Annotated in this window: 8 protein-coding genes; all 8 read right to left on the reverse strand. The window is 52.3% G+C overall.

From position 1 onward, the window contains the following. Nucleotides 1-4 precede the first annotated feature (4 nt). Nucleotides 5-1837, reverse strand: a complete 1833-nt coding sequence (locus HOL66_00510; GenBank protein ID MBT5242705.1) for a tetratricopeptide repeat protein — start codon at nucleotides 1835-1837, stop codon at nucleotides 5-7. Between the two features lie 86 nt (nucleotides 1838-1923). Continuing rightward, nucleotides 1924-3486, reverse strand: coding sequence for a VCBS repeat-containing protein (locus HOL66_00515; GenBank protein MBT5242706.1), 1563 nt, complete (start codon nucleotides 3484-3486; stop codon nucleotides 1924-1926). Continuing rightward, nucleotides 3487-5220: a hypothetical protein gene (locus HOL66_00520; GenBank protein MBT5242707.1), complete on the reverse strand. Its 1734-nt coding sequence runs from the start codon at nucleotides 5218-5220 to the stop codon at nucleotides 3487-3489. It lies immediately after the preceding gene. After that, complete coding sequence (locus HOL66_00525) at nucleotides 5220-18374, reverse strand: DUF3421 domain-containing protein (protein MBT5242708.1); 13155 nt, start codon at nucleotides 18372-18374, stop codon at nucleotides 5220-5222. Before HOL66_00525 ends, HOL66_00520 begins: the two co-directional genes overlap by 1 nt. A gap of 116 nt (nucleotides 18375-18490) precedes the next feature. Next, nucleotides 18491-19267 carry a Crp/Fnr family transcriptional regulator gene (locus HOL66_00530; protein ID MBT5242709.1) on the reverse strand — a complete coding sequence of 259 codons (777 nt, stop codon included), beginning with the start codon at nucleotides 19265-19267 and terminating at the stop codon, nucleotides 18491-18493. Between the two features lie 168 nt (nucleotides 19268-19435). Further along, nucleotides 19436-20425: a response regulator gene (locus tag HOL66_00535; GenBank protein MBT5242710.1), complete on the reverse strand. Its 990-nt coding sequence runs from the start codon at nucleotides 20423-20425 to the stop codon at nucleotides 19436-19438. Nucleotides 20426-20437: 12 nt separating this feature from the next. Continuing rightward, nucleotides 20438-25534 (reverse strand): transporter substrate-binding domain-containing protein, encoded by a 5097-nt coding sequence (locus HOL66_00540; GenBank protein MBT5242711.1) that lies wholly within the window; start codon nucleotides 25532-25534, stop codon nucleotides 20438-20440. After that, nucleotides 25531-26472 carry a diguanylate cyclase gene (locus HOL66_00545; protein MBT5242712.1) on the reverse strand — a complete coding sequence of 314 codons (942 nt, stop codon included), beginning with the start codon at nucleotides 26470-26472 and terminating at the stop codon, nucleotides 25531-25533. The genes HOL66_00540 and HOL66_00545 overlap by 4 nt, the downstream gene beginning before the upstream one ends. Between the last annotated feature and the right edge of the window lie 16 nt (nucleotides 26473-26488).

Genomic DNA, 26488 nt, shown 5'->3' on the forward strand with positions numbered 1-26488 from the left:
CCTCCTAGTAGTAGATGAACTGGATCGTGCGTTGGATCATCCGCTCGAGACGTCCGGGGTAATCCCACTTTTCCATTTTCACATCACCGGAACGGAATTCCTTGAAAAACTTTCCGTTCCTTAAGTGGTAGAGCACGGAATCAACGGTGGAAGCCGGGCGGAACCAGTCATCACGGTTTTGAAGTTCTTTCAGGTTTTCCTGCTTGGAACCTTTATCAGAAGTCACCGCCTTATCAATTTTATCGGTGCCATCTTCAAAAGTGTAACGAGCTTCCCGGGGGGTCAGCAGGATCAACACTGATTTCGTAAAGTCCAGAGTGGCTTCGTTGGAAAACAGGTACTGAACAATGGGAATATCCTGCAATAGCGGGACACCATCGCGCACGACTTCTGTTTCCTTTTCACTCAAACCGCTAAGCACGAGGGTTTGGCCGAACTTCAGGGCGACATTGGCCGTGACCAGTGTTTTGCTTGTCTGGGCAAAGTTGGCGAACGAGGTGTTACTAGATTGTCCCTCAACAAAGGCCCGTGCCGCTGAAACATTCAATTCGACAGCGTCGTTGTTCAGGAATTTTGGTGTTACATCCAGTTTAATACCAACCGGAATATCCGTAACCGAGCCTTCGCTGCCAGCGGCACCAGCCAGGGCAATGTGCCAAATGGCGCCTGAGAAAAATTCTGACTTCTTTCCGTCCAGTGAAATCAGGGTAGGTCGTGCGAGGACTTCATTACGATCGTTGACATCGTTGAAAATATTCATCGAATATGTCGTCCTGATGAACGTCAACGTCGGGGTCCAGGCGACAGAATTAACACGCGTCGTCGCGTCGTTATTCAGGGAAGTAGTTTTATTATAAATAACCGAACCGCCAAGTGTCGTCTGCAGCCCGTTTAATAAGTTTACACCCTTGTTCGTTGCCACACGTTCTTCGGTTCGAATGATGACAACATCAACCAGGACCATTCTTTTCGTTGAAGCCTTACTGCTGCTCGAAGATCCGGAGCTATCGTTGCTGTCAACTTTCACCCCTTCAGTGGTAGCGGCTGAACCGAAAATATCGGATGTTGATTGCGCTAACTGAAGGTAGGACTTTTTCTCATGGAAACGTCCCCATTCGCCCATCCTGGTGCCCAGGTGAGTTTTGCGAAATGAGTCCTTGCCCTTGGTTTGGTGATTATAGATAGCCAGGTCCACATTGGCCTCACTCAACTTACCCGATGCGGCTTTTATCATGGCGCTGTCGTAGGTGATGTCCGGATCGTCTGGTTTTATCTGGGCCGCCTTGGTAATGGATTCCAATGCCGTCTTCAGGTCTTGTGCATGGTAAGACGCCGTCGCCAGTGCGCGCAGGAACTCCGGATTGTCCGGGGCGTAAAGAAGGGTGTAGGCAAAGGCGTCCTGGGCCTCGCGGTAGCGCTGTTCCTTAAACGTGATTTGTCCCAACTGGTAAGCAGCCCAGTAATTACTGGGATCGTATTGAAGGGCCAGCCCATAACCGACCTTAGCCATTTCGATCTGCGATGAATCACCGGCTTCGGAACGAAGATGGTAGGTTAGTGCATTGAGAAAATGCAGGTGGGCATCGGCCGGGTCAAATTTAAGGGCCTTGTTGAAAGCCTTGTTGGCGATCAGGAAATCTTTTTTATCAAGCGCCGTAAGCCCGGCCCTGATGAACGGATCGCTTAGTCGGTCTGATTTGACTTCCTTGACCATGGACGCCAGGTTTCCGGAACCCCCATCCCGGTAATCAGCAACGTCCGTTGCCGTCGTACTACAGGCGCTCAAAAAGCCTGTAGCGACAACGACAGCGAGCTTAAATAAATGACGTATGGACATTTTGCCCCTCCCTTTATTGGTGCGAATCAAGTTTAACATGTTTACGTTCCCTTTCATTTTATCATTCCCTCGAAAATTCTTATAACTCAACGCCAGGAAATCACCTTGGCGTCGCCATGTTCAATCGACATCATCTGATTGGCCTGGACCGTGATCCATGGGCCCCATTCCCTGCCCGGCGACTGGGTCCTGACCTGGGCCTGCTTGGCTTCACCCAGTCCAAAGTGAAGCGCGCCCCACTGGCCGCCGGCATGACCGCCGCCGATGGTTACTTCCCGGCGCTGTACATGCTCACCCGTCTTCACTTCGACCCAGCTACCAACGGCCTTTGACCCCAGTCCAAGTTTCAGCCAGTTACCAATACCAGCGCTGACATTGCGCCAAATTTCAGCGGTGTGATTGCGATTGGAAACAACAAGGTCAAGTTTGCCATCGTCGTTCAAATCAACAAGTGAGCCACCCCGTCCTGTCTTGAAACTGAGCACCCCGGCTTCCTCGGCCCCTTCCTTGAAGGTGCCGTCGGCCCGCGCAATAAGCAGATTATTCGGGTCAGCATCAGCGGCGAAGTTGCCTGCCTCGACCTTTCCTTTGACGACCAGAAGGTCCGCCCGGCCATCGTTGTTTACGTCGCCGAATTCCGCATGCCAACCGGTCGACGCCCTGGTGTCACCACCGGCAAAAGGTTGCCCTGCAACGATGTTAAACGCCTTGGCCTTGTCTTGATAATGCGGCTTGGAAGCACCATCTGCGAGAACTTCAAAGCGATTGTCGGTAATATTGGTCAGGTAGTATTCAGGATAGCCATCACCGGTGACATCGTGGGCGGCAATGCCCATGCCCCAAATTTTAACTTCCTGCCAGCCTTCCTCACGAGGGTAGAGCTTTGGCCCATTTTCGGAAAACTGGAAAAGCTGCTCTTCACCAAAGCGGTAAAATTCCATATCGTTGGAGACCCGCAGGTCCGCAACGCCGTCCCGGTTCCAGTCGGAAAATAACATGGATAAAGCACAGTGGCCGGGCGTCAACGCTTCAAGGGGGGCGAACCCGTCGCCTTTTTTGTTGGGGCGATAAAGGTGATTATCATCGCAATCGCCGTAGCCCATTGTGATGGTGCCACGGTCCAGAAAATTGCCGACAACCATGGTTGGCCAGGTTTGTCCTGCTTCCCAGGTGGCGGAAAAGGCTGACGACCAGGCATTACCGCCATCAAAGTTCCAGTCTTCGTTGGCGCGCCTGAACGTGCAATCGCCCTGTCCGCGATAAAGAATGTTCTCGCCGATACGCAGCAGCAGAAGATCAACGTGACCATCGCTATCAACATCCAGTGGATAAGCGCCGACGTTACGCTCAAGCTCAAGCCCGGAAGATAGCTCAATGTCAAACTTCAACGCGCTGCCCTTTCGACTTAGATTTTTATACAGGCGCGACGTGCCGGCACCGCCAGTGAAAAACAGTTCCGGCTTTCCATCGCCGGAGCAATCAAAGGCGGCAAGACCGCCACCGGTCATATAAGTCATTTCTTCGCCACGGTATTGAACGTCGATACCGGATGACTTTGTTTCGGCGGCAAAGTGTGGTGTTTCCGAAGCAGGCGCAGATGTAGCCTGCAGGGCCACGCCAAACGCGAAAATGGTGAGGATGCGTTTCATCTAGAGGGTTCCTAAGAAACGATGCAGGGAATAACGCTGGGAATTTTCCAGGTCCCGATAAGCCTGAGCCGCCCCGGCCGCTTCGCCGCCATGCCACAAGATGGCTTCGCGCACGTCCCTTGCCCGACCGTCGTGCAGCAGGAATTCCTTTTTTTTCATAAGCCAGCCAAGCCCCATCAGGGGGGCGGTGCGCCACTCGCCGGACCCGGCGGAGCCTTCGACAAATCCATCGGCCAAGCCGGGGCCGGTATCATGCAGCAACAAATCCGTATACATGCGTGAAGTGCCGCCATCATCCAAAGGCACTTCGGGTATATGACAGGCAGCGCAACCGATTTGTCTGAACACCTGCTTGCCTTCCGGGTCGGCGCCGCGCGGCGGTGTGGGGACCAGGTCTAAAACACTGTCGGTAACAAGTTTTATGACGTTGTTTGAAATTTCACGGCCATCGTTCCGGGGCCGCTCGCCATGGGCGGCGCTATAACAAGCCTTTTGCCGCGGCGTGCAATCACCCCAGGCCGGCCCCATGATCTTTGAGGACATGCCCATGTCCATTCGGAATGCTTTTCCCGTTTGCACTTCCAGTGACCACTGGGCTGCCTTCCAGCCAAAACGGCCAAGGGCGGTGGAGCCATCAAATAATGTCACCCGGTTGATACGCCCTGAAATGCCATCGCCATTTTTATCTTCGGGGTCGGATAGGGCGATCAAGGTTTGCTCTGACACTTTTTCAAGATCGCCAAAACCGTGCAGTGCCGGTGACACCCGTCCCGCAATCAATGATTTTTCGCTTAAGGGTCCGTAGGCGGGGTCACGCAATTCAAATACCGGTTTGCGCAACATGGTCCCTGAAGGGTCGCGAATTTTTTCAAAACGCACTGCCGGCTGGCCTTCACCTTCAATGCCGGAAACGGCGCGTGGCTGAATTTGCCCGCCGTAAATGGGATCGCCGTATATACCGGCCCCTACTTTGAGCAGAAGGCTATCGCCCTTGATGGTGCCGTCTGCCCAAAACTCAAATTTCCCCCGGCTGCCATCAGGGTGACAGGCGTCGCACGAGCGCGCATTGAACAAGGGCCCCAGGCCATCGCCCGCCATTTCACCGTCGGCAAAGCGTTTTGCTGCGACCCACTCCTTGCCATAAAGGTCTTTGCCGGGGCTTCCGCCAGATGCAGGCGCGTTGGCGGTGAACACAGGTTTCGCTGCCAACAAGACCGGGTAGAAACGGGTAAAGACCCAATCCTGATCGGCCTCGTAATGGCAACCGGAACAACCCAGATTATCCATCGAGCCGATTTCCGGAACCTGCTCGCCGTAAGGCGGCCTGCCGAAGCTGAAGAAACCCCAGATTGAATCCGGATAGCGCTTGGAATCCTTAACCATCGCCGACAGGCCAATGTAGTCACCGGGGATCAGCGCGTGATTGTCCATATATTCTGCTTCGACCACCTTCAGGCGTTCCTGAACAATCATCGTGCCATTACGAAATGTGCCGGTTTTTTTCCAGTGAGCGAAACTTTCAGGATCGATGTAGACGTACTTGAAACCCGGTTGGTAAGCCTCGCCACTGTTCATGCTGTCGGGTGAGGTTGGCGAGCCGATAAACACCCATTCGCGCCAGTTTTCGGGCAACATCAAATCGCCATCCGTACTGTAACGCGCTGGCGTCGCCGCTTCGGCACCGGAAGAAATGATAATGGCGAACAACGCCAGTATGGAAAGCAAGTGCTTCATCAGTTTGTCAGATCCAGCATATCTACGGTGTAGTCAGCGCGGCTCAGCACCTCGAAGTTGGACGACAACGCATAATTGCCAAGATGGTTGTATCGGCAATACTGCCCTTTCCAGGTCCAGCCGATTTTAGTCTTGTCGTTAACCATCGTCCGGCAGCTATAAGCCGTTGCTGGCCATGGTTTTTGCCAGAATCCCGTCGGTATAGCGTTCCCAGGCAGGTGGCCACCGACATTCTTTACCCAGACTACACCCACCCCTTCCATCAGGATGTCATAGACCGGTTCTTTGATCATCGTTCCCTGGAAAGGCTCGCTGTAAACACATTTGCGATTGACGACGACACCAGGCACCCAGGCTTGATGAAGCCCGTTATAGCCGCGGCAAAGATACCACTTGGGTTCCGGCGCGGGGACAGCGTTCCTCGCCAGTTTTGCCCGCATGATTTCGATGTTGTAATCGTCGGAGCGAATTCGCGCTCTCATGCTTGCATTGTTGCGCGCTTCCCAGGCTTCGTGTCTTCGACATTGCTCATTAATGATCTCTATTTCCACATCCGCACGGGCTATATCCGCAAACCTGCCCCAGCCATGCGCATCGCGTTTGGAACGTTCCCAATAGGCGTGCTCGGAATTCTGGGATGGAGTACAGCCATTTTTAACGTTCCGTGCAGCCCAGTTTGCATCGTTCTTCAATTTGGCAAGCTGGGTGCGTTCTTCCGCATGTTTTTTAAGCGTATAGGCGGGCATTCTTTCGGCAACCGTATAGGCTGCGTCAAATTTGGAATGAAGGGGTATGGATTCTCTAAAACTACTCCCTTTCCAATAGGTGCCGTAGCTATACGCCGTTGTTGGCGCGAAGACGTTCAAGGACCAGTTTTCGCAGGACCCTTGCGCGACCGGCGCACCTTTCACCCAGTATTCCTGCTCGGTGCAGAAACCGGTTTGGGCGTTCTTGATTTTCCAGCCGCCGGGGACCTGAATGGCACCCCACCACTGGTAATCCAGTTGGGTGCAAACGGCCTCGGACAAATCGACACCTGTTTTATAATCATGAGGCTGCAGGCATCTGCCGGTACGGGTATTGATGAACTTGACCCGGCCTTCAATATCGACCAGATAATCGTAAAGCGCGACATTACCGCCTCGGCAATTTACCAGATGAACCGGGTCGTCGGCTTTGCTCGCATCGCTGAAGCACAAGCCACTGGTATCGGACCTAAATGCGACTTTGGCCTTATGGTACTTCGGCGAGGTGCTGTCGGCGACGCGGAAGACCTGATTGGCGGAGCCGACACACGGCGCCCATTCGGCCTTGGCCTTTTCTGGCACGCCGTTTGAATCATAGAAGTGCAGGCATTGGTCATTGGCCCGGTTGGCAAGCTGCATCCAGCCGTCACCGTGTTTCTGGACTTTCCAGTAATATTGCGTCGCATTGTTGCAACCGCCGACTTTAAGTTTGTTGTCGCCTTTGAAGACCGGGAACGGGAACGAGAAGTTGTCGAACTTCTTTTGCACCGTTGACCATTTACCGTCCATGGAGATGCAGTTGCTGCCTTGAGTCAGATAGACAAACCCGCGGGCTTCCTTGACGCTATCGGCGCCGAAAGCTGGTGTAGTCGACCATTTCTGATTTTCTGCATCTTTGTTATTACAAGGCAATTGGACGATAAAGCCGTTCTGGTTTGCCAGACAAAGCCCTGTGTGGCCGACTTCGATATACTCGTTCTTCAGTTTTAGGCTGACCGGATCATGGTCCAGGCCGCTCATTTTAATGGCTATCTGCTCTTTAACGTAGGCGGCGTTATAAGCTTTGTAGCGCGCCGTTATGGCCTTGCCCTGCTTGTTGTACCCCTTGAAGTCCTTGGAATACTTCGCCAGTTCCTGCTTTTGCGACGCTTGCTTGGCATCAATTTTACGTCCGATTACGGCTTGCACATGCCTTTTAAAGCCATGAGGCAAATGTTTCATGACCTTCTCGAACAAATGATCCAGGGCATACAGGCCCATCAGCCCAAGCTGTTCGACGTCGTATCCTAAATCCTTGATCTTGAACGAAAACTGCTCATGGATGTTGAGCCCGAACAGATCGGCGTCCAAAGTCAGATCGACCGGTTCATCCTTGGTTATAACACCACGAAGGTCGCCCTTGAACTCGGCTTTTTTGATGTCGATATCGGCGGCCTTGCCAAGGGCATCAGCAAATTTATCCAGCGCCCGTTCCATGATGCTGTCCAGATCATCCAGCCCTTCGATGGCTTTTTCGGCAATATACAAGACACCTTTGGCCGTATCGCGCTCTACGATGTAAAAGGCGACACGGGGGTCCAGATCGAGCGGGAAGTGGGCAACCAGGGTTTCCGCTAGGCGCAATGCTTCATCGGCGACATCCCTGAGCCCTTCTTCAAAGCGCGCGGCAATGCCCCATCTCGCCTTGCAGAAGGCTTTTTTCCAACCGTGGCAATGATGATACTTGTGCCAGTCGTGGTCGATGCTGCCGTTCAGGCTGTTGACCCGGTTTTCCGCACTGTGAAGGCCGCGTTCGGCGGCGGCCCGTTCACGACGAACCTTGGCCCGTTCTTCGTTGATTTTGGTGGTCAGGTGATCAACTTTTTTCTGGGCCTTTTTAACGGCTTTCAGCCCCTTCTTGAGCCCCTTGCCCATTTCATTAAAGGCTTCATTCATGGCCTTTTTGGCAGGGCCTTCGATGAAGGCCGGAATATCCAGGGTGAATTTGCCATCGATAAAGAAGTCGGCCTTCTTCATGTCGATCTTGGCCTTGTCCAGATCGAGGCCGGTCAGATCAAGGGTGAAATCGGCGGTAATATCCTTGCTGAAGCTACCTTTGGCATGGATTTTAATTTCCGATGAATCGAAGACGACGTCGAATTTTTCCTTAATGCCGATAATGTCGATTTTGGAATTGATCTTAAGCAGCGGGAACTTCGTCGGGCTGGCTTCCATCAGGAACTTGTTTTCTTCCAGGTCGATGGGGCCCATTTTAAAGTTATCGATACTGCCTTGAGCGTAAAGGCCCTTGGTCGGTGAAACCGATAGCTTCATTTCGCCCAATTCATGACCCAGCCAGTTGAGACTGCCATGCATACCGAAACCTTCCGATGTCAGGCCAAGGGATGCGTCCTGTGCGCCCGGCGAGACAAAGGCGAACAGAACCCCCTTGGTTCCCTTCGTCGCTGGATAGCCATTTCGTGCCGGTGAAGCCTTGATTCCCTTAAACGTCGGCATAATACCTTGTGGCAGGTCGAAGTGGATTTTCTTAGCCAACATGTTAAGAGCCACTTCCTCGATGAAATCCATGGGGATTTCAGTGGCCGTCGCCTTGAAAGCAACAGCTTCAGGAACCAGCGCTTCGGAAATAACCACGTCACCTGCCATGGTGAAGGTGTCGTTGGCGAGGGTCGTAGAGCCGCCGAAACCAAGCTTAAGGCCACCATCCTCGGTTCCGAGTTCGACTGTCACGTTGCCAAGCGAGAAACCGGGGATACCGAAGGGTTTGTGCCACTTGCCTTTCATCTGACCCAGAACTTCAAGGCCGAAACCGTCATCCAGAACCTGGACTTGAACCTTGGCGTCGAACAGAAGCTTGTCGCCTTTGATCGTCGTGTTAACGCCAACCTGAAGCCCCAAATCGAATTCATCCGGGTCGACGGTAATGAAGAAATCAAGATCGGCACTTTTCGACATTTTCATGAAGCCGGGCAAGGAGTTCGACCCGCCCTCGCTCAATTTACCCAGCAACGTTACTTTTGGCGTATCGCTGCCCCCGAAGATGCCCGTGACCTCGCCCATGACAAGGACTTCAGTTTTAACACCGATGCCCTTGACGGTTTTGCCCATTGGGCCTGCGTGATCAGGATGGAAACCGGCAACGAAGGCGACGCCCGGCTTGATGTTGATGCTCTCGCTGGGATTGGAATAGATGTCCTTCAGCGCGTCCTTGCCGACCTTTGAAAGTTCGGAATATGGTTTGTTCAAACCTTGTTCACTGAGCATAACCGCCGCGAACGGGAACTTGATGTGTTTTAAGGGCGTGTTTTTCAGCGGTGGGATGATTTCGGTGATCGCGAAGTCTTTTTGCGTCAGCGCCAGATTCCAGCCAGAACCATGGAAGGCGAACAGGTCCGTGGCGCGCCCGGCGATCATGCTGTCGGCCTCGATACCGTGTTCGGATACGATAAGTTTTGTCAGCGTGAACTTGTTGGCTTCCGGAATTTTATTGATCTCAGGAATCTCACCCAGCTTGATCGGCCCGTCCATTTCAAAGTAGGCATCGGTGATCAAGCCGTTGGTTTCGTGGACATCGACCTTGACGTCCATTTCCGAAGATGATCCGACCTTGGTTTTTGCGTTCACCGTAATATCGAATGTAGAAGTGCCGGACTTTTTCTTCTCGTCAATGTCGATGCTAAGACTCGTTAGATCGAGCCAGTGAATGCCGACCGGATGATTCCAGGGATGGATTGTTTTGCCGGTAAACTTCCATTCCTTGTCGCTGCTGCCCTGAGGGCTGTCGTATTCGACATCCATGAAGAAGGCGAGGCTATCGCTTTTAACTTTCACGGTGGTATCGCCCGATATGCCAACATCAATACCGCGCGCACCACTGGGTGTCTTGCCCTTGATGCGCAGATGGCCGTTTTGGAAGGTCAGGAATTTCGAGACCTCGGGAATATGAGGTGTCGGGATGGCGATTTTCAGGTCCAAATTATCCAGAATGTCGTTCTTGATATCCGCCGCGCTGTGATTCTTGATGAAGGTTTTGGGGCTGAACTTTCCATTTAGCGGTAGCGTCAGTTTGCTAACCCCAATCTTCTTCAACAGAGTCGCCACTTCGCCTGTCGGGTGGACCTCTAAATGTCCAAACACGTTCAAGCCGGGCTTCAGGGTGACCGGTTCCTTGGTTCCGCGCATTTTCCAGGCAATGTCGGGGCCAAGGTCGGCAAGCTTCACCTGCCTAGTTGTCTTTGTCGGGCTGTAAACAAGGTTGAGGGCCTTGAACGTCACATCCTTGAGCGGTGAATTGCCAGCATCAGGAATAAATGTCGCCGGAGAGAAATCATCAATTTCCATACTGAACTGGTATTTCGACGAGCCGCTGGGTTTGATCAGATCAATGTCCGCACTAATTCCCTTTAGCGTCAGGCCCAAACGCCAGAAGCTGTTACGAACCTGAATCCAGTCAAGTTCCACATCATCAAGTCCCGGAAGATTGGCGTCACCGACAATTTCGGCAGCCGTCATTTTGGTGCTGATATTAAGGAGTTTGTCACCCGCAGCCGTGTGGTTGTAAGACACGTCAATCGGCTTCTTGAAGTGGGATTGGGCCGCAACTGACCAGCCCCAGCCGGCCTTTGCCTTGACCATGTTGAAGTCCATCTCGGACAATGTGAAGGTTTCCATCATCTTGATGGTGACCTTGGTGCCGGGCACGGTTTTGCCGCTGATCGTCACCTCGACAGGTTTTCCGGCTGCTTCTTTCACTTCCACTTTGTAATCGAAAGCCACAGTCTTGGAATGAACGCTGACATCCAGTACGCCAATCACGTCAACGACGACAGCCTCCTTTACGCCTTTGATCGAAAGCTTTGAATGCTTAATGGTGGCGACTTTCGACACGCCCGGAAGGTTGATCTTCGGCAGCGGGATATTGAGGTCCAGATTGGCGAGAATCTTGCTCTTGAGCGTTGCGCTACCGCCCTTGACCTTACCAAAGACGGATGGTGACAAAGCGCCCTTAAGCGGCAGGGAACTCTTGGAAATACCAACATGTTTCAGCAACTTTCCGACCTTGGACGTTGACGCAATAACCATTTGCCCAAAAACATTGACGCCCGGCTTAAAGGCGAACTTTTCGGCCGTGAACTTGATCTGATCGCCAATACTGCCCGGCACGTCCGTCGGGTTCAGGTTACTTGCGGCCCCAGTTTTCGACGCCCAGACAAAGACCATGTGTTCAAATTTGGCGTCATCCAGGGGTGTGCCCTTAACCGCCGGAATGAACGAACCGATATCGAAATCCTTGACGATATTGGTCGCCATATATTTTTTTCCGCCATGGCGGAAGGCCGTGATGACGGTGTCCATGCCCTTGATCTTCAGTTGAGCTTCGACATAACCGGGAAGGATATCAAGCTCGTCAATTTCAACATCGCTTAAGCCCGGAACGCTGGTGCCGCCGGGCATCAGGTCGGCCAGGGTAATCTTCGAGGTAATCTTGACGCTTTCGCTCTTCTCCGTCTTGGTGACGAGGACATCCATCTCTTTATTATTAATCTTGGTCTTCGCGTCCACATGCGAGGCCCATTTACCACTGGTGCGGGTTGCCGTCAGGTTCATGGAATCCAGTTCCATGGGCTCGAACAGGCTGAGCGTCACCTTCTTGGTGGAATCCGCCGTTATCGTCAGGTTGGTGCCGCCACCGACGGTCTTGTCGGCCTCGATATCGAAAGCGAACTCGATGTCCTTGGAGCCGACCTTAACGTCGATATCGCCTGTCACAGCGACGAGAATATCGCGGGTCTCACCCTTCTTTTCGCCCTTGATGGCGAAATGGGCCTTCTTGAAGGACACCGGAGCGCCGGACATGCTGGGCAGCGGGACAGGCGCTGAAATATCCAGCGCATCAATGATGGCATTCTTCACCCCGCCCGATGGTGCACCTTTGTTGAACACCTCTGGGCTTAACGTGCCAGTCAGCGGCAAGCTTGCGGATTTGATATTTAACTTGCCTAGCAGGCTGGCGATTTTGGTTCCGGATTTGATATCCAGTGAACCCTTCAGGTTAAGGCCCGGATTTAGATCAATCTTTGCAGACGACTTGGTTATCACTGTCCCTAGGTCATTAGGCAAGTCAGAGGCATTAACCCCCTTCTCGCCATCGCCCTTGGGCACCCAAACGAAAGCCATGTTGTCAAACGTCGCATCATCCAGCGCCGTACCGGATACCTGCGGGATAAAACTGCCAACGCTAAAGGCACCAAAGGTGACGCCAATATGCAACTTGTTACCGGGGCCACGTTTAAAGGCCGTTACCTGGGTATCAAGCTTTTTAATCTTGCCGGTGAATTCGGCAAAGCCGGTGTAGAAATCGATCTCGTCAAATTCCACATCGCTAAGCCCCGGAATACTGGAACCGCTTGGCAGAAGATCAGCCAGGGTGATCTTGGTGGTGATTTTGACGGTGTCTTTACCATCCGGAGTCTTCGTTGCGACCACTTCAAGGGGTTTGTTGTTTATCTTCGATGTGGCGTCAACGAAGGAATCCCACTTGCCATCCTTGCGGCTCGCCGTCAGCTTCATGGCGTCCAGTTCAAGGGGCTCGAAGAACGGCAGCGTTACCTTGGATGTTGAATCAGCCTTGATCGTGACATCGGTGCCACCGCCCTGGGTTTTGTCGGCTTCAATATCAAAAGCAAAATCGATTTCCTTGGATCCCAGGCTGACATCAATAGCGCCGGTTACGGCGACAAGGATATCGCGCACGTCACCCTTCTTTTCGCCCTTGATGGCGAAGTGGGCATTCTTGAATTTGACCGGTGCGCCGGACATGCTGGGCAACGGCACCGGTGCCGAAATATTCAGTGCGTCGAGGATGGCGTTTTTAACTCCGCCTGAAGGCGTCCCCTTGGCGAACACCTGCGGGCTCAGGGAGCCCGTCAATGGCAGGCTGTTAGATTTAATACCGGCCTTGCTCATCAAACTGGCGACTTTGGTGCCGGACTTGATGACCAGAGACCCCTTCAGGTTAAGGCCGGGGTTCAGATCAATCTTTGCAGACGACTTGGTGATCACCGTGCCCAGATCGTTAGGTAAGTCAGAGGCATTAACCCCCTTCTCGCCATCACCCTTGGGCACCCAGACGAATGCCATGTCATCAAAGGTGGCGTCATCAATGGCCGATCCAGCCACGGCTGGTACAAAACTGCCAACCGTAAATGCGCCAAAAGTAACACCGATGTGCAGCTTGTTACCGGGACCGCGTTTAAACGCCGTGACCTGTGTATCCAGGCCTTTCAGCTTGCCCGTAAACTCGCCGTATCCTTCATAAAAATCGATCTCGTCAAATTCCACATCGCTCAAGCCCGGAATACTGGTGCCACTGGGCAATAAATCGGCGAGCGTGATCTTGGTGGTGATTTTGACGATTTCACCGGGATTGGGTTTGCGGGTAACAACGACTTCAAGGGGCTTGTTGTTAAGCTTCGATTTAGCATCAACATAAGAAGACCACTTGCCGTCCTTGCGCGTCGCCGTCAGCTTCATGGCGTCCAGCTCCAGGGGCTGGAAGAACGGCAGCGTCACCTTGGAGGTGGAATCTGCGGTGATCGTAACGTCCGTACCGCCGCCTTGCGTTTTATCGGCTTCAACATCAAAGGCGAAGTCGATTTCCTTGGTCCCCAATTTGACATCCATTGCGCCGGTAACGGCGACCTTGATATCGCGGGTTCCATCCTTGTTCTCACCCTTGATGGCAAAGTGAGCGTTCTTGAAGGTGACCGGCGCACCGGCCATGCTGGGCAGCGGCAGCGGTGCCGAAATATTCAATGCGTCGAGGATGGCGTTTTTAACGCCGCCTGATGGCGTCCCCTTAGCAAACACTTGCGGGCTTAAGGTGCCGGTTAAGGGCAGACTGTTTGATTTAATGCCAACCTTGCTCATCAGGCTGGCGATCTTGGTGCCGGACTTGATGACCAGAGAGCCCTTCAGGTTAAGACCGGGGTTCAGGTCAATATTGGCCGATGACTTGCTGATCACCGTGCCCAGATCATTTGGCAGTTCCGACGCCTTGACCGCTTTCTCGCCATCACCCTTTGGCACCCAGACAAACGCCATGGCGTCAAACGTCGCATCATCCAAGGCTGATCCGGCAACTGCAGGAACAAAACTAGCGACGGTGAAATCCCCAAAAGTCACACCAATATGAAGCTTGTTACCGGGGCCGCGCTTGAAGGCGGTGACCTGGGTATCGAGATTTTTAATCTTGCCGGTGAATTCGCCGAAGCCTGTGTAGAAATCGACCTCGTCAAATTCCACATCACTGAGGCCCGGAATGGACGAGCCGCTGGGTAGCAGATCGGCCAGGGTGATCTTGGTGGTGATTTTGACGGTGTACTTGCCATCCGCCGTTTTCGTCGCGACGACTTCGAGGGGCTTGTTGTTGAGCTTCGATGTGGCGTCGACGAATGAATCCCACTTGCCACCCTTGCGGCTCGCCGTCAGCTTCATGGCGTCCAGTTCAAGGGGCTGGAAAAACGGCAGCGTCACCTTGGATGTGGAATCAGCGGTAATCGTCACGTCCGTGCCGCCGCCTTGGGTTTTGTCGGCCTCGATATCAAAGGCGAATTCGATTTCCTTGGCGCCCAGCTTGACGTCGATATCACCCGTTACAGCAACCTGGATATCGCGGGTGCCGCCCTTGTTCTGACCCTTGATAGCGAAATGGGCGTTCTTGAAGGTTACCGGCGCGCCTGACATTTTCGGTAAGGGCACCGGGGCTGAAATATTCAAGGCATCCAAAATCGCATTTTTAACGCCGCCCGATGGTGTGCCCTTGGCAAACACCTGAAGGCTTAGCGATCCTGTCAGGGGGAGGCTATCGGATTGGATGCCAGCCTTGCTCAACAGGCTGGCAACCTTTGTGCCTGACTTGATAACCAGAGATCCCTTCAGGTTAAGGCCCGGATTCAAATCAATCTTTGCAGACGATTTTGCAATAACGGTGCCCAGATCATTTGGAAGCTCAGTCGCATTGATCCCCTTCTCGCCGTCACCCTTGGGCACCCAGACAAACGCCATGGCATCAAAGGTGGCGTCATCAAGGGCCGAACCAGCCACGGCTGGCACAAAACTGCCGACGCTGAAATCTCCAAAAGTCACACCAATATGGAGCTTGTTACCGGGGCCACGCTTGAAGGCGGTGACCTGGGTGTCGAGATTTTTGATCTTGCCGGTGAACTCGCCGAACCCGGTATAGAAATCGACCTCGTCAAATTCCACATCACTGAGACCCGGAATACTTGAGCCGCTTGGCAACAGATCGGCCAGGGTGATCTTGGTTGTGATCTTGACCGTGTCCTTGCCATCCGCCGTTTTCGTCGCGACGACTTCCAGGTCCTTGTTGTTAAGCTTTGATTTGGCATCAACCCGCGACGCCCACTTGTTGTCGCTACGCGTCGCCGTCAGGCTCATACCATCCAGTTCAAGGGGCTCGAAGAACGGCAGCGTAACTTTTGATGTGGAGTCCGCCGTAATCGTCAAATCGGTTTTCGTCCCCGCTGTTTTGGCGGCGGCGACGTCGAAGGTGAATTCGATTTCCTTTGAGGCCAGCTTGACATCAATGTCGCCATTTACCGCGACATCGACTTCGCGGGTGCTACCGGTTTGTTTGGTGGAAACCGAGAAGTGGGCATTCTTGAAAGTCAAAGCGTCAGGCGCGCCGGGAATTTTCGGCACCGGCAAAGGCGCGGTGATGTTCAAGTTGTTAAGAATCGCTTCCTTGATCTGGGCGCTTTCCTGCCCTTTGGCGAACAGGGAAGGATTGATCGAGCCACTCAGGGGCAAGGTATGATCAGAGACACCCAAAGATGACAACAGAGAGCCCACCTGACCCGAAGAACTGGCAGCGAAGGTTCCAAACAGGTTAAGGCCTTCCTTGAAGGCGTGGGTCGGGCCACCGGCCGTCAGGACCTTGTCCACATCGGCGGGAATGTTTGTCGGGGCTGTGGCGCTGGCCTCACCCTTGGGAACCCAGATGAAGGCCATATTGCTGAAGACGCCTGAATCCAGTGGCGTGCCAGCCAACGGCGGAATGAAAGTTGCCAGGGTGAAGGCGTCGGGCATCACCGCGATTTGCATCTTGCCGCTGCTTGATGTGCGGTAGAAGGCGATGTTGGCCTCCTCATCGCGCACCTTGATGCGGGTTTCGGCCCAATCCTTGGTAATTTCCAGCTTCTCAAGCTCGATCGCGCTTAAGCCCGGCGCGTTGAAACCGCCGCCAACAAAATCGGCCAGCGTCAATTTTGTATCGATAATAATATCGTAGGCAGCCCCGCCACCCGCACCGCCGGTCGAAAGCGCCGCCGTTAGGTCGAGCTCCTTTGAATTCAGCTCGGCGGTGGCTGCAAGACTGACGTCCCAGGCATTATCCTTCTTCGCCGCATTCAGGCTCAACGTTTTGGTTTCAAAATTGGTGAAGCCGGGGAACGAGAGAGAATCCTTGGTAATTGCGGCCAGTGAAATGGCCGATTGCTGGCCGGTTTTTTCAAGCAGGAAACTGCCGTCAAACGTCGCCTGCTTACCGGCGACGGAAACGCTCAGTCCATCCTTGACCTGAAATCGAAAATTGCGCGTACCGTTCGTGTTGGAACCATCAAAATGCAGGAAACCCTTATCGGCAAATTTGACGAAATTCGGCATACCGGGTGGCTTAAGCGCCGGCAGAGGCATGGTCAGATCGAGATTTTCGAGCACCGCATTCTTGATCTGCTCACCACCACCGGAGCGGAAGACGGCCGGATCAATGGAGCCACGGATCGGCAATTTCAGACTGGACATACCAACCTGGGTCAACAGCGAGCCAATGTCGCTGGAGGAAGGGAAGTCCACAGAACCGAACAGGTTGAGCCCGGCCTTGAAGTTCAAGCTGGTGCCGGCGGCTTTCAGTTTATCAGCGACGGATTTCTCTAGCCCAGAAACCTGGACACCTGTTTTGGCCTCACCCTGGGGAACCCAGATCACCGCCATGCTTTCAAATTTGGCGCTTTCCAGTGGCGTTTCGCTTAAGGTCGGGATGAAATTGGCAAGGGTGAAGGTATCGGGCAACACCGCAATCTGCGCCTTGGCATTTGGCGCTGTACGGTAATAGACGATAGCGGCTTCGGCTTCCCTGATCTTGATGCGGGCATCGGCGAGGCTTTCGCGGACCACCAGATTTTGCAGTTTTACATCGGAAAAGCCCGGCATGTTCAATTCGGGCGCTACATCTGCAACGGTGAGCTGGGTTGAAACGGCAATGTCGTAGACCGGTTGCGTGGTGCCGGTTTGGCCAGCCGCTACATGCAGGGCCACATCAATATCCTTGTTGTTGATGCTCGATTTGCCGTTAATCGTGACATCCCATTTATCCTGTCGGCCTTTGGCTGCGATGGCCATGTCCTTAATGTCGAAGGGCCTGAAAAGGGAAATTTTGATGGTACTTTTCGATGTCCCGGTAATGACAAGTTCGCGGGTTGCCGCGGTTCCTTGATCAAGGTCTAACTGGACATTAAAGACGGCGTCCGCGCCCTTTAGATCAGCGGTCAGCTCGCCGGTCATGGCGACGTCATAAAGGTAGGTGCCTTGTGCGTTCTTCGATGTTTTGATGCCCAGAACGCCATCCTTGAACGATTTGGAGCCTGGCATGGATTTCAAATCAACGGACGGTATTGGGGCCTGCAATTGAAGGTTATCAAGAACCTGCGCCAAAATCTTGGCCGAAGCAGCCTGGGCGTCATCTGTTGTTGCACCCGCGTCATAGGCAAAAAGATTTGCCGGCAAGGCGGTGTTAAAGGGCAGGTTGGAACTGGACGCCCCGGCAGCACTGAGCAGTTCGCCAATTGCCCCGCCGGAAACAGAACCCGTGCCATACAGATTAATCCCTGCCTTCAGATCAAGCGTGTCGCCTACCCCGGACAGGCTTGCCGACAGAGCCTGTGGCAAGTTGGATTTCGATACACCGGAAGCGCCATTTCCCTGACCAATAAAGATGAAAGCTATGGAATCGAAAGAAACCTGATCCAAAGGCGTTCCTGTAGGCAGGGGAACAAAGGTCTTAAGATCGAATTGCTGGGGAATAATTGCAGCGGCAGGATTGTTGCCTACAGAAAAGCCGATAGCGGTCGACTCGACTCCCTTTACTGTCAGGCTCGCCGTTGTTGTTCCTGAATTCTGGTCTGTATTGACATCACTGACACTTAAAGTCCCAAGCCCGGGGACATTGGCCAGGGCGGGGATGGCCTGCCCGGCGTTCTGCGTCGTCGATTGGGCGGAAGCCGGGATTGATGTGAATGGCTCCAGAATCAGGGCTAAAACAACAAAAAGACATAATTTCCGGGGGTTAATGCCTAACCATTCACCAATTCTTGATTTTCCCAACCGCACTTTTTTGCCCCCATATGAACCACCGAAGAACCATACACAAATTCGGTTCCTGAGTCCCAGTCACCCTTACAAGCTAATGGTTAATCGGATTTTCCGACAAGTATCAGATGTAACATTCATGTCTGTTTTCCAGCCAAAGCAATGTCTTGTAATTTCTTCCGGTCATGAATGTGAAGCACCCTGCCGCGTCTTTCGATGATGTTTTCCTGGTTCAGTTTTGACAGAACCCTGGCAACCGTCTGTCGCGTTACCCCTGCCCTGGCGGCCAGTTCGAGCTGCGTCGGCACCGGATAAACCCTGTATCTTTGCAGATTTCCGGGATCAGCTTCCACCTGACCCGCCAATTCGTTACACAACCGCTGTTCCGCATTCATCAGGCTCAGATTTGCAATCCGCTCGTTGGCGTCACGAATAATGACCGCAAGCCTACGCAAAAGAACCAGGGCCGGTTTTTCATGGGTAGCGACCAAGTCGAGAAATTGACGCCCGGTTATTTTTCCCACTGCGCATTCGCTCCTGGCAATAACCGTTGCCGATCGGGGCATATCATCAAGAATGGACAGTTCGCCAAAAAAGTTGCCGGACTTGATCGAATCGTAATGGACATCCCTTCCCGAACGGGAACTTCTAAGAACCTGAACCTGTCCGGAAAACAGGAAGCAAACATCATGATCCGTTTCGTCCTGGGCAATGATCGTTGCACCGGCGCCATATGTTCGCCAATCAATGATCCCAGCTACCTGCTCGCGGACTTCGGGCGAAAGTCCCTGAAAGAAGAGGAACCTGCTCAATGCGGCTTCAGGGGCAAGTTTCGGATCAGGCAGGCCATCAGCCGCATCCGGCCAGCTGGCCCCCGACTCACTTTCTGGAATATTTACCCTTTTGCTTATCACTGTTTCGTCCTCAAAAAAATTCACTTGAATAAAATTTCTGAGGATATTTTTGCGGATAAGTTAATATATAACAAATATATTTTTATCATATTTATTATTGAAAATATCAATAATAGCACACATCAGAGCAGACACTTGGCTGATCAATCAACCAGACGGCCCGGAGAATTATTCGGAAGGTGCTTCTTCTGTAGCGATCCAGATGCTTTCCACTGGATGTCCCAGTTCGTGAAGATCGCCAAGAATGGAAACAATGCGCGGCGTCAGTTCCGTAGCTGCGTGGATAAACAACCTGCCATCGGCGGTAAAAACATCGCGAGCCAGGACAGCGCCTTCGGGCAGTTGGTTTATAGGGCATAACTCACCTTCCAACTGCGGTCGGGCTGATGCCGGTGCGGCCCCGCCCAATACTTCCGGTGCCTGATCAGCTTGTGGTGTGGCTTCTGATGGATCGGGAAGGCCGCGGGCTTCCACGCCGACAACCTTTTCAGGTTCTTCAGGCAATCCCTTGACTTCGACTGGTCCCGTCTTTTCCTGCTTCTTTACGGGTTTGACGTTTTGGGGAATTTTTGAATTTCGAAAAAGCGGTTGCTGTTTAGGCAACAGCTCAAGGCCCCGACTGGTCTTTTGTTCGCTTTCAGGTTTTGAAATTTCTTCGAGAATGCCGTCAACATCCATGGCTGTATAACTATACGTTTCCTTGAGCCAGCTATCCGACTTCACCTGCTTCAACAATTTACCCAGACGTTTTTCCAGCCCGTCTTTTGAAACCGGTTTAACCAGGAACGCATTGACATCCAATGCAAGCGCCAAATCGACCAGCCTTTTGTCCGAGTAACCCGTCAGCATGGCAAAGGGCGTCGCTCGCTTGATATTATTGCTTCCGGTCCTTACTGCCCGCAACAACTGCAGGCCATGGGAAATCGGCATGTTGAAATCGGATATAATGACATCAACATCACTGTTTCCGGCACTCAGCACCTGCAGCGCCTCTTCGCCGTTTTCAGCGTACAGAACATCAAGGCACCCCAGTGAATTCAACATCCTGGCGACAGTCGTTCGACTGAATTTCTCGTCATCGACAAGCAGGATTGTCATCCCCCTTAACATTTGAGACGTTATGTTCAGATGGGTCGATGCGTGGATGTCGGACGTCATAGAAACTGGCCCCTATTGCCGGTGCTCATCGCAGAACCGGATAACTCTAGAATACTCGATTTTAATCGCCTCGACACGAATTTCAAGATCATCCCAGTTTTCCTGGTGGGCATCCACTTCTATACCCTTCAACATTTCCGTCAAAGCGGTTGCCGCGGCATTGGCGGCAGCCCCCTTTGCCGCATGAGCGCTATCGTGGACGCCGCGGACGTCACGCTCAGCAAGTACAGTATCCAGGTTTTCAAGTAATTTGGGAAATTCTTCATTGAAAATTCCCAGCATGAACATCAGTTCCGCCTTGTCCTCCTCGCCAAGGGTCCGCGCCAGCCTTCCCATGTCGATTGGGCTTGTTTCATCGGGCGCCATATCTTCAGGAACGATTGCCTCTTGGCTGATCGCGGTTTGATCACCGCCCAGATTTTCCAGAAGGGCTCGCAGCTTGATCGCATCGACAGGCTTGGTCAGGCATTGATCCATACCCGCATCAAGACAGGAATCAATATCTGACTGATTAGCCCCGGCGGTGATGCCGACAATGGGGATTGAGGCAAGCGGCCCCGTCATTTTACGAATGCGCTTCGTCGTCTCAAGACCATCCATGACAGGCATGTGACGATCCATCAAAATAACATCAAATGTGTCGGGTGTATAAATCTTCAAGGCCTCCGCGCCGTTTACGGCACTGGTCACGCGATGACCGACCCGGGTTAGCACCCGTTCAATAACAGTTCGGTTAATGGCGTTATCTTCAACCTGCAAAATCCGTAATGATCGCGATGCCTGCTGAGCGGAAGCCTGTGAAGATATGTCTTTTTCTTCCTGCGCCAGGGCCGCAATCTCGTCTTCGCTTGCCAGAGGGAAACGCGCCTTGAAGTAAAAAACACTGCCTTTATTGACGGTGCTCTCAACAGTTATTTCACCGTCCATCAGAGCCGCCAAACGGCGGCAGATGGTCAAGCCCAATCCGGTACCGCCATATTTTCGAGCAACATCAACGGAACCTTGGGAATAGGGAGAAAACAACTTTTCCAACACATCGGCGGGAATTCCCTTACCGCTATCGGTGATGCTAAAGGACAGGAAGGCGGCATCCCCGGTTTGCTTTTCCACACTGGCTTCAATGCTAACCGCGCCATGATCGGTGAATTTAATGGCGTTACTGATCAAATTCAGCAAAATCTGGCGAAGGCGCAAAGAGTCACCTATCACCGCAACAGGCATTTGAGAATCAATGTTGCTGGTAAAGGTCAGGCCCTTTTCCCTGGTCCGCAATTTCATCAAGGCCATGACGTGTTCAACGACCTGGATTGCAGAGAACGGCAGGCTTTCAACGTCCAGCTTGTTGGCATCGAGTTTGGAAATATCGAGCAGATCATTAATGATGGTAATCAAGGCTTCGCCGGAAGCAACGATGGTGTCCGCGAATTCCCTTTGCTCATCATCAAGTTTCGTTTCGGTCAACAAGCGAGCCATCCCTAAAACACCGTTCATGGGTGTCCTGACCTCGTGGGAAACAACGGCGATAAATTCCGACTTGGCATCGGCGATTTGCTCGGCATGCTCGCGCGCCTCTTTCATCATTTGTTCGGCGTGTTTGCGATCGGTGATATCAACCTGAATTGAGACCATCCCCCCAGATGATGTTTTGCGTTGGCGAATGTCTATCCATCTTCCGTCGCTCAATAATCGCTCGAAATCATCCCAGCGTCGTTGACCACGGGGAATATTACACTCCGACTCTTCTGCAATGGTTCCACGGCCGGTATCTATTTTTTCCAGTTCCAGCCACGTTAATCCCGGGTGACATTCCTTGTCTGTGTAATTGTAAAAATCCATAAATTTACCATTACACATGACAAGACGATCATCGATATCGTAAAGAACAAATCCGGCGGAGAAGTTCTCGATGGCATCATTAAGCAAGGCTTCGGCCGCTGCCGCCTGTTCCCGGGCCTCTTGGGTTAATTGTTCGGCCTGTTTGCGTTCGGTAATATCAGTAACAATGTTGACTACGCCGCCGGTAGGAACCGGGGCTGTATTAACCTGCAGTGTTCGGCCCTCAACCGTTGCCCGCTCCCAATTTAATGGCTCTGTCGTTAATGGTTTTTCTTTGAGCCACGTATCGGTCAATTTAGCCGGATCGCCTTCCCCGAAATCTCCGCGTTCGGCCTGAAAGATATTTTCTGCCCGGTAGTGCTCGCCAACCTTGAGCACGCCTTCGGGAAAATCGTAAAGCTCAAGGTATTTCGCATTGAACAGGACATAATTTCCATCTTCGTCAATATAACGAATGCCCCCCGGAACGTTTTCCATGACGGTTCTGAGTTGGGCCTGTTTCTCCGCCAGTTCCGCTTCAGTCCGCTTGCGGTCGGTAATGTCATATACTTGGCAGAAGATATAATTTATTGAACCATCATCCTTACGAACGCAGGATGTGAAAAGACGCCCCCAAACCGCGCTGCCATTTTTATGTTGGTAACGTTTTTCCAAAACAAAGTTGTCCCGCCCACCATCAACCATTGAGCTGTCTTCAACCTCTGTAAACTCAAGGTCATCAGGGTAGGTGACGTCGCGCCAGTTCATATTCATATATTCTTGCTCGCTGTAACCAAGCAAATCACAGAACGTGTTGTTAACCTTGAAGAAATTACCCGGCCCGTCATGCATGAACATACCGGCGGTACTGGATTGGAAAGCGCTAAGCATCTGCTGTTCACTTTCCCGCAAGGCGACCTCGGCCTTTTTCCTTTGCGCGACTTCGTGGCTCAATCGGCGATTCCAGACGACGAAGACAATCAGAACAATAATCGCCACCCCACCCACTTGCAGGACCACTTTCATATCGAGACCCTGTTCATAACGAATGCCAGCCCACTTGCTGCGAATGGCGCTTTCTTCTTCCGATGTGATCGACGCCAGGGTTCGGTTCAGAATATCGATGAATTCCGGCCAATCCTTGCGCACGCCAAAAGATAGACCCGGTAATTCGATATTTGCCGGGGCGGCAATTTTAAGATTGTTAATGTTGTGTTTTTTAATCAGGTAGGTGGCGACCGCAAGATTAAGAACCGTCGCTTCGGCATTTCCAACAGCGACGGCCTGAAGAACCTGCAGGGGGTCTTCAAACATCGTGCGAATAATGCTGGGGTGTTTGAATTTAACCCGGGCCGTCGCACCATAACCGCTCATCAAAGCAACCTTTTTGCCTTTAAAATCCTTCAACCCGGTAACAAAAGGATGATTGTCGCGGGTCACAACAACAAGCGGAAAGGCAATGTGTGGCTTGGCAAAGTTCATATAGGGGGCGCGTTCGGGGGTGCCTGAAATTGACGGCAAGACATCAATAACCTTGTTCTCGATACCCTCAAGCACATCAATCCACGACCTGTCGGATATCACTTCCATGGTGATGCCAAGACGCTCGCTAATCAGTTTGACGTAATCTGACGCCATGCCGGAAAAGGCGCCATTTTCATCAACGAATTCAAACGGTGGGTACAGGGTATCAATACCCATACGCATGTGTTGGTGCTCGCTGAGCCATTGCCATTGTTGATCGCTCAACTGAAGATTTTGACGTTCTGGTGCGTCACTGACGCCGCTCCACTTCTGGCGAAGGAGTTCCAGTTCTTTTGGATCAAGCTGGTCCATTGCCTTCCTGAAAATCGACGCAAGCATTGGCCAGTCCCAGCGCACCGCTATATTGAGTTTACTGAATTCCGGATTGCCCAACTTGAGCTCCCCCGAGACAATCAGATCGGTCATCATCTCGCGACTGATCAGGTGCTTGAGGACCGTTAATTCACCCAGGGCAGCGTCGGCTTTGCCAAAGGCTACGGCCTTCATGGTTTCGGTCGCATCGGTTCCCAGATACAATTTAATGCCAGGAAAATCACGCCTGAGAATTTCCTCCTGGAAGAAACCCTTGGTAACCGCAACGGTTTTACCTTCAAGTTGATCCAGCTGTTGGTAAGGCTTGCCCTGACGGCTGAGGATGGCATTGGGGTTGGAGGTATATGACTCGGTATAATGCATATAGGTTTCACGCTCGGGGGTACGAACAATATTGAGCATGACGTCCAGATCGCCACTTTTCATCATCTTCAAAAAACCATCCCATGATGGTCCTGTGATGAATTCAACATTTATACCGATCTTGGCCGCCAGCAATTTCATATAGTCAATGGAGAAGCCCTGCGGCCTTCCGGCTCCGAAGAAATTAAAGGGCGGCCAGTCTTTTTCATTATGAACACGAATAACCGGATGCTCGTTTAGCCACTGGCGTTCTTCTTCTGTAAGGCTCAGTTTTGCCCGCACCCCTTCGACATCGGCCTCAGGCGCTTTCTGGATGATAATGAGAGACCAACGCCGTTCAATGGCTTCTCTTTCAGCGTCATCAATAAGTTCCATTCCGGCATTAATTTCATCAATGAGCTCTGTATTGCCCTTGCGGGCGGCAGTGAACCAGGTATTGCTGTAGAGCGGTTTATCAATCGGGTATTGAAAATCAAAACCCAGTCCCGCTTTTTGCAAATGATACAGGCCGGTTGGCGTATCGGCGGCAAAAGCTTTGATCACGCCACCCTTCAGGGCAGACATCATCGATTCATAACTCTCGAAGCCGAAGATATTTTCAGGCGGTAGTTTCTCCTTCAGAAATCCCTCGACAAAATCACCCGACAAAACGCCGACCCTGTGATCTTTCAGGCCCTCTACGGTTTTAATCCCGGCCAGGCTTTTGTGAACAAAGAAATGGGTATCGGTTTCGGTCAGTGCCGAGCCATATTCAAGATATTTATTGCGTTCATCATTAAAGAAAAGACCCGCATGAACATCGGCCTCGCCAGCGCCAACCATACGCAGGGTCTCTTCCCACGATGCCGCCTTGAATTCAATTTCAATGCCGGTTTTCTTCGACCACAAACGCCATATGTCGATGATCAGGCCATCGGCCTGATTCTGATCGTTCTGGAAATGAAACTGGACACAATCGATACAGTGGACGACGGAAATTTTGTCGGGCTTGGCTGCACTTGCCGATGAAACAGTTTGGCCGAAAACAAGCAAGGATACGGCGAAAACATAAAACATGTTGAGAATTCGTTTCATTGGTTTTCCTCGCAGCAATCAGGCGCCTTGGCATTGGTTACGGCGCAATCCCGACCTTCGGCCTTGGCCCGGTACAAGGCCTTGTCAGCACAGATGGTCAAGGATTTGCTGCAATCCGGATCGGCAATGGCGATGCCGATGCTGGCAGTAATCTTAATAATTCCGTCTTTTCCATCAGGAATTTCCAATTTCCGGGTCGCCTCCAGCAAGCGACCGGCAACAACCTCGGCCTTCTCCCTGTCCGTATGGGGCAGAAAAATCAGAAATTCCTCACCGCCGATGCGGCCAAGAACATCGTGAATGCGCAAAACCTCACTCCAGGATTTGGCGACATTTTCTAAAACCGCGTCACCCCTGTCATGGCCAAAGCTGTCATTGACCGATTTAAAATGGTCAAGATCAAGGGCCAGCAAGGCGTAATCCTGTTTATAGCGTTCGGCCCGGCTAATTTCCTTTTCCATGACCTCAAAAAAATGACGGCGATTGAAAACGCCGGTCAACGGATCTGTACTTGACAAGCGGGTCAATTCTTCATTGGCAGACAAAAGCTCACGACGAGCGCGGCTAAGCTGCAGGTGGTTGTTGACCCGGGCGCGGACGATGGAAGCGACAATCGGTTTATAAAGATAATCAACGGCGCCAAGGGAAAGACCTTTTTCCTCTTCTTCAGCCTCGTCTTTGGAGGTCACAAAGATGATCGCAGGTAACGGTTCTTTGCCGGACTCGACTGTCCGGCGGCAAATTTCAAAACCGTCAACATCAGGCAGCATGATATCAAGCAGAACAACGTCGAAATCCTCCTTACCCATCATTTCAAGGGCTTGCGTCCCCGTTGATGCAATGCTGACAGGGGCCAGCGATGACACTGCCTTTGACAGGATCTGGGCATTAAACCTGGAATCTTCGACGATCAGGATTTTCTCGTCGGGATATTGCATCAAAGGCCCCCATTTC

The organism is Rhodospirillaceae bacterium, assembly GCA_018662005.1.
Lineage (GTDB): Bacteria > Pseudomonadota > Alphaproteobacteria > Rhodospirillales > JABHCV01 > JACNJU01.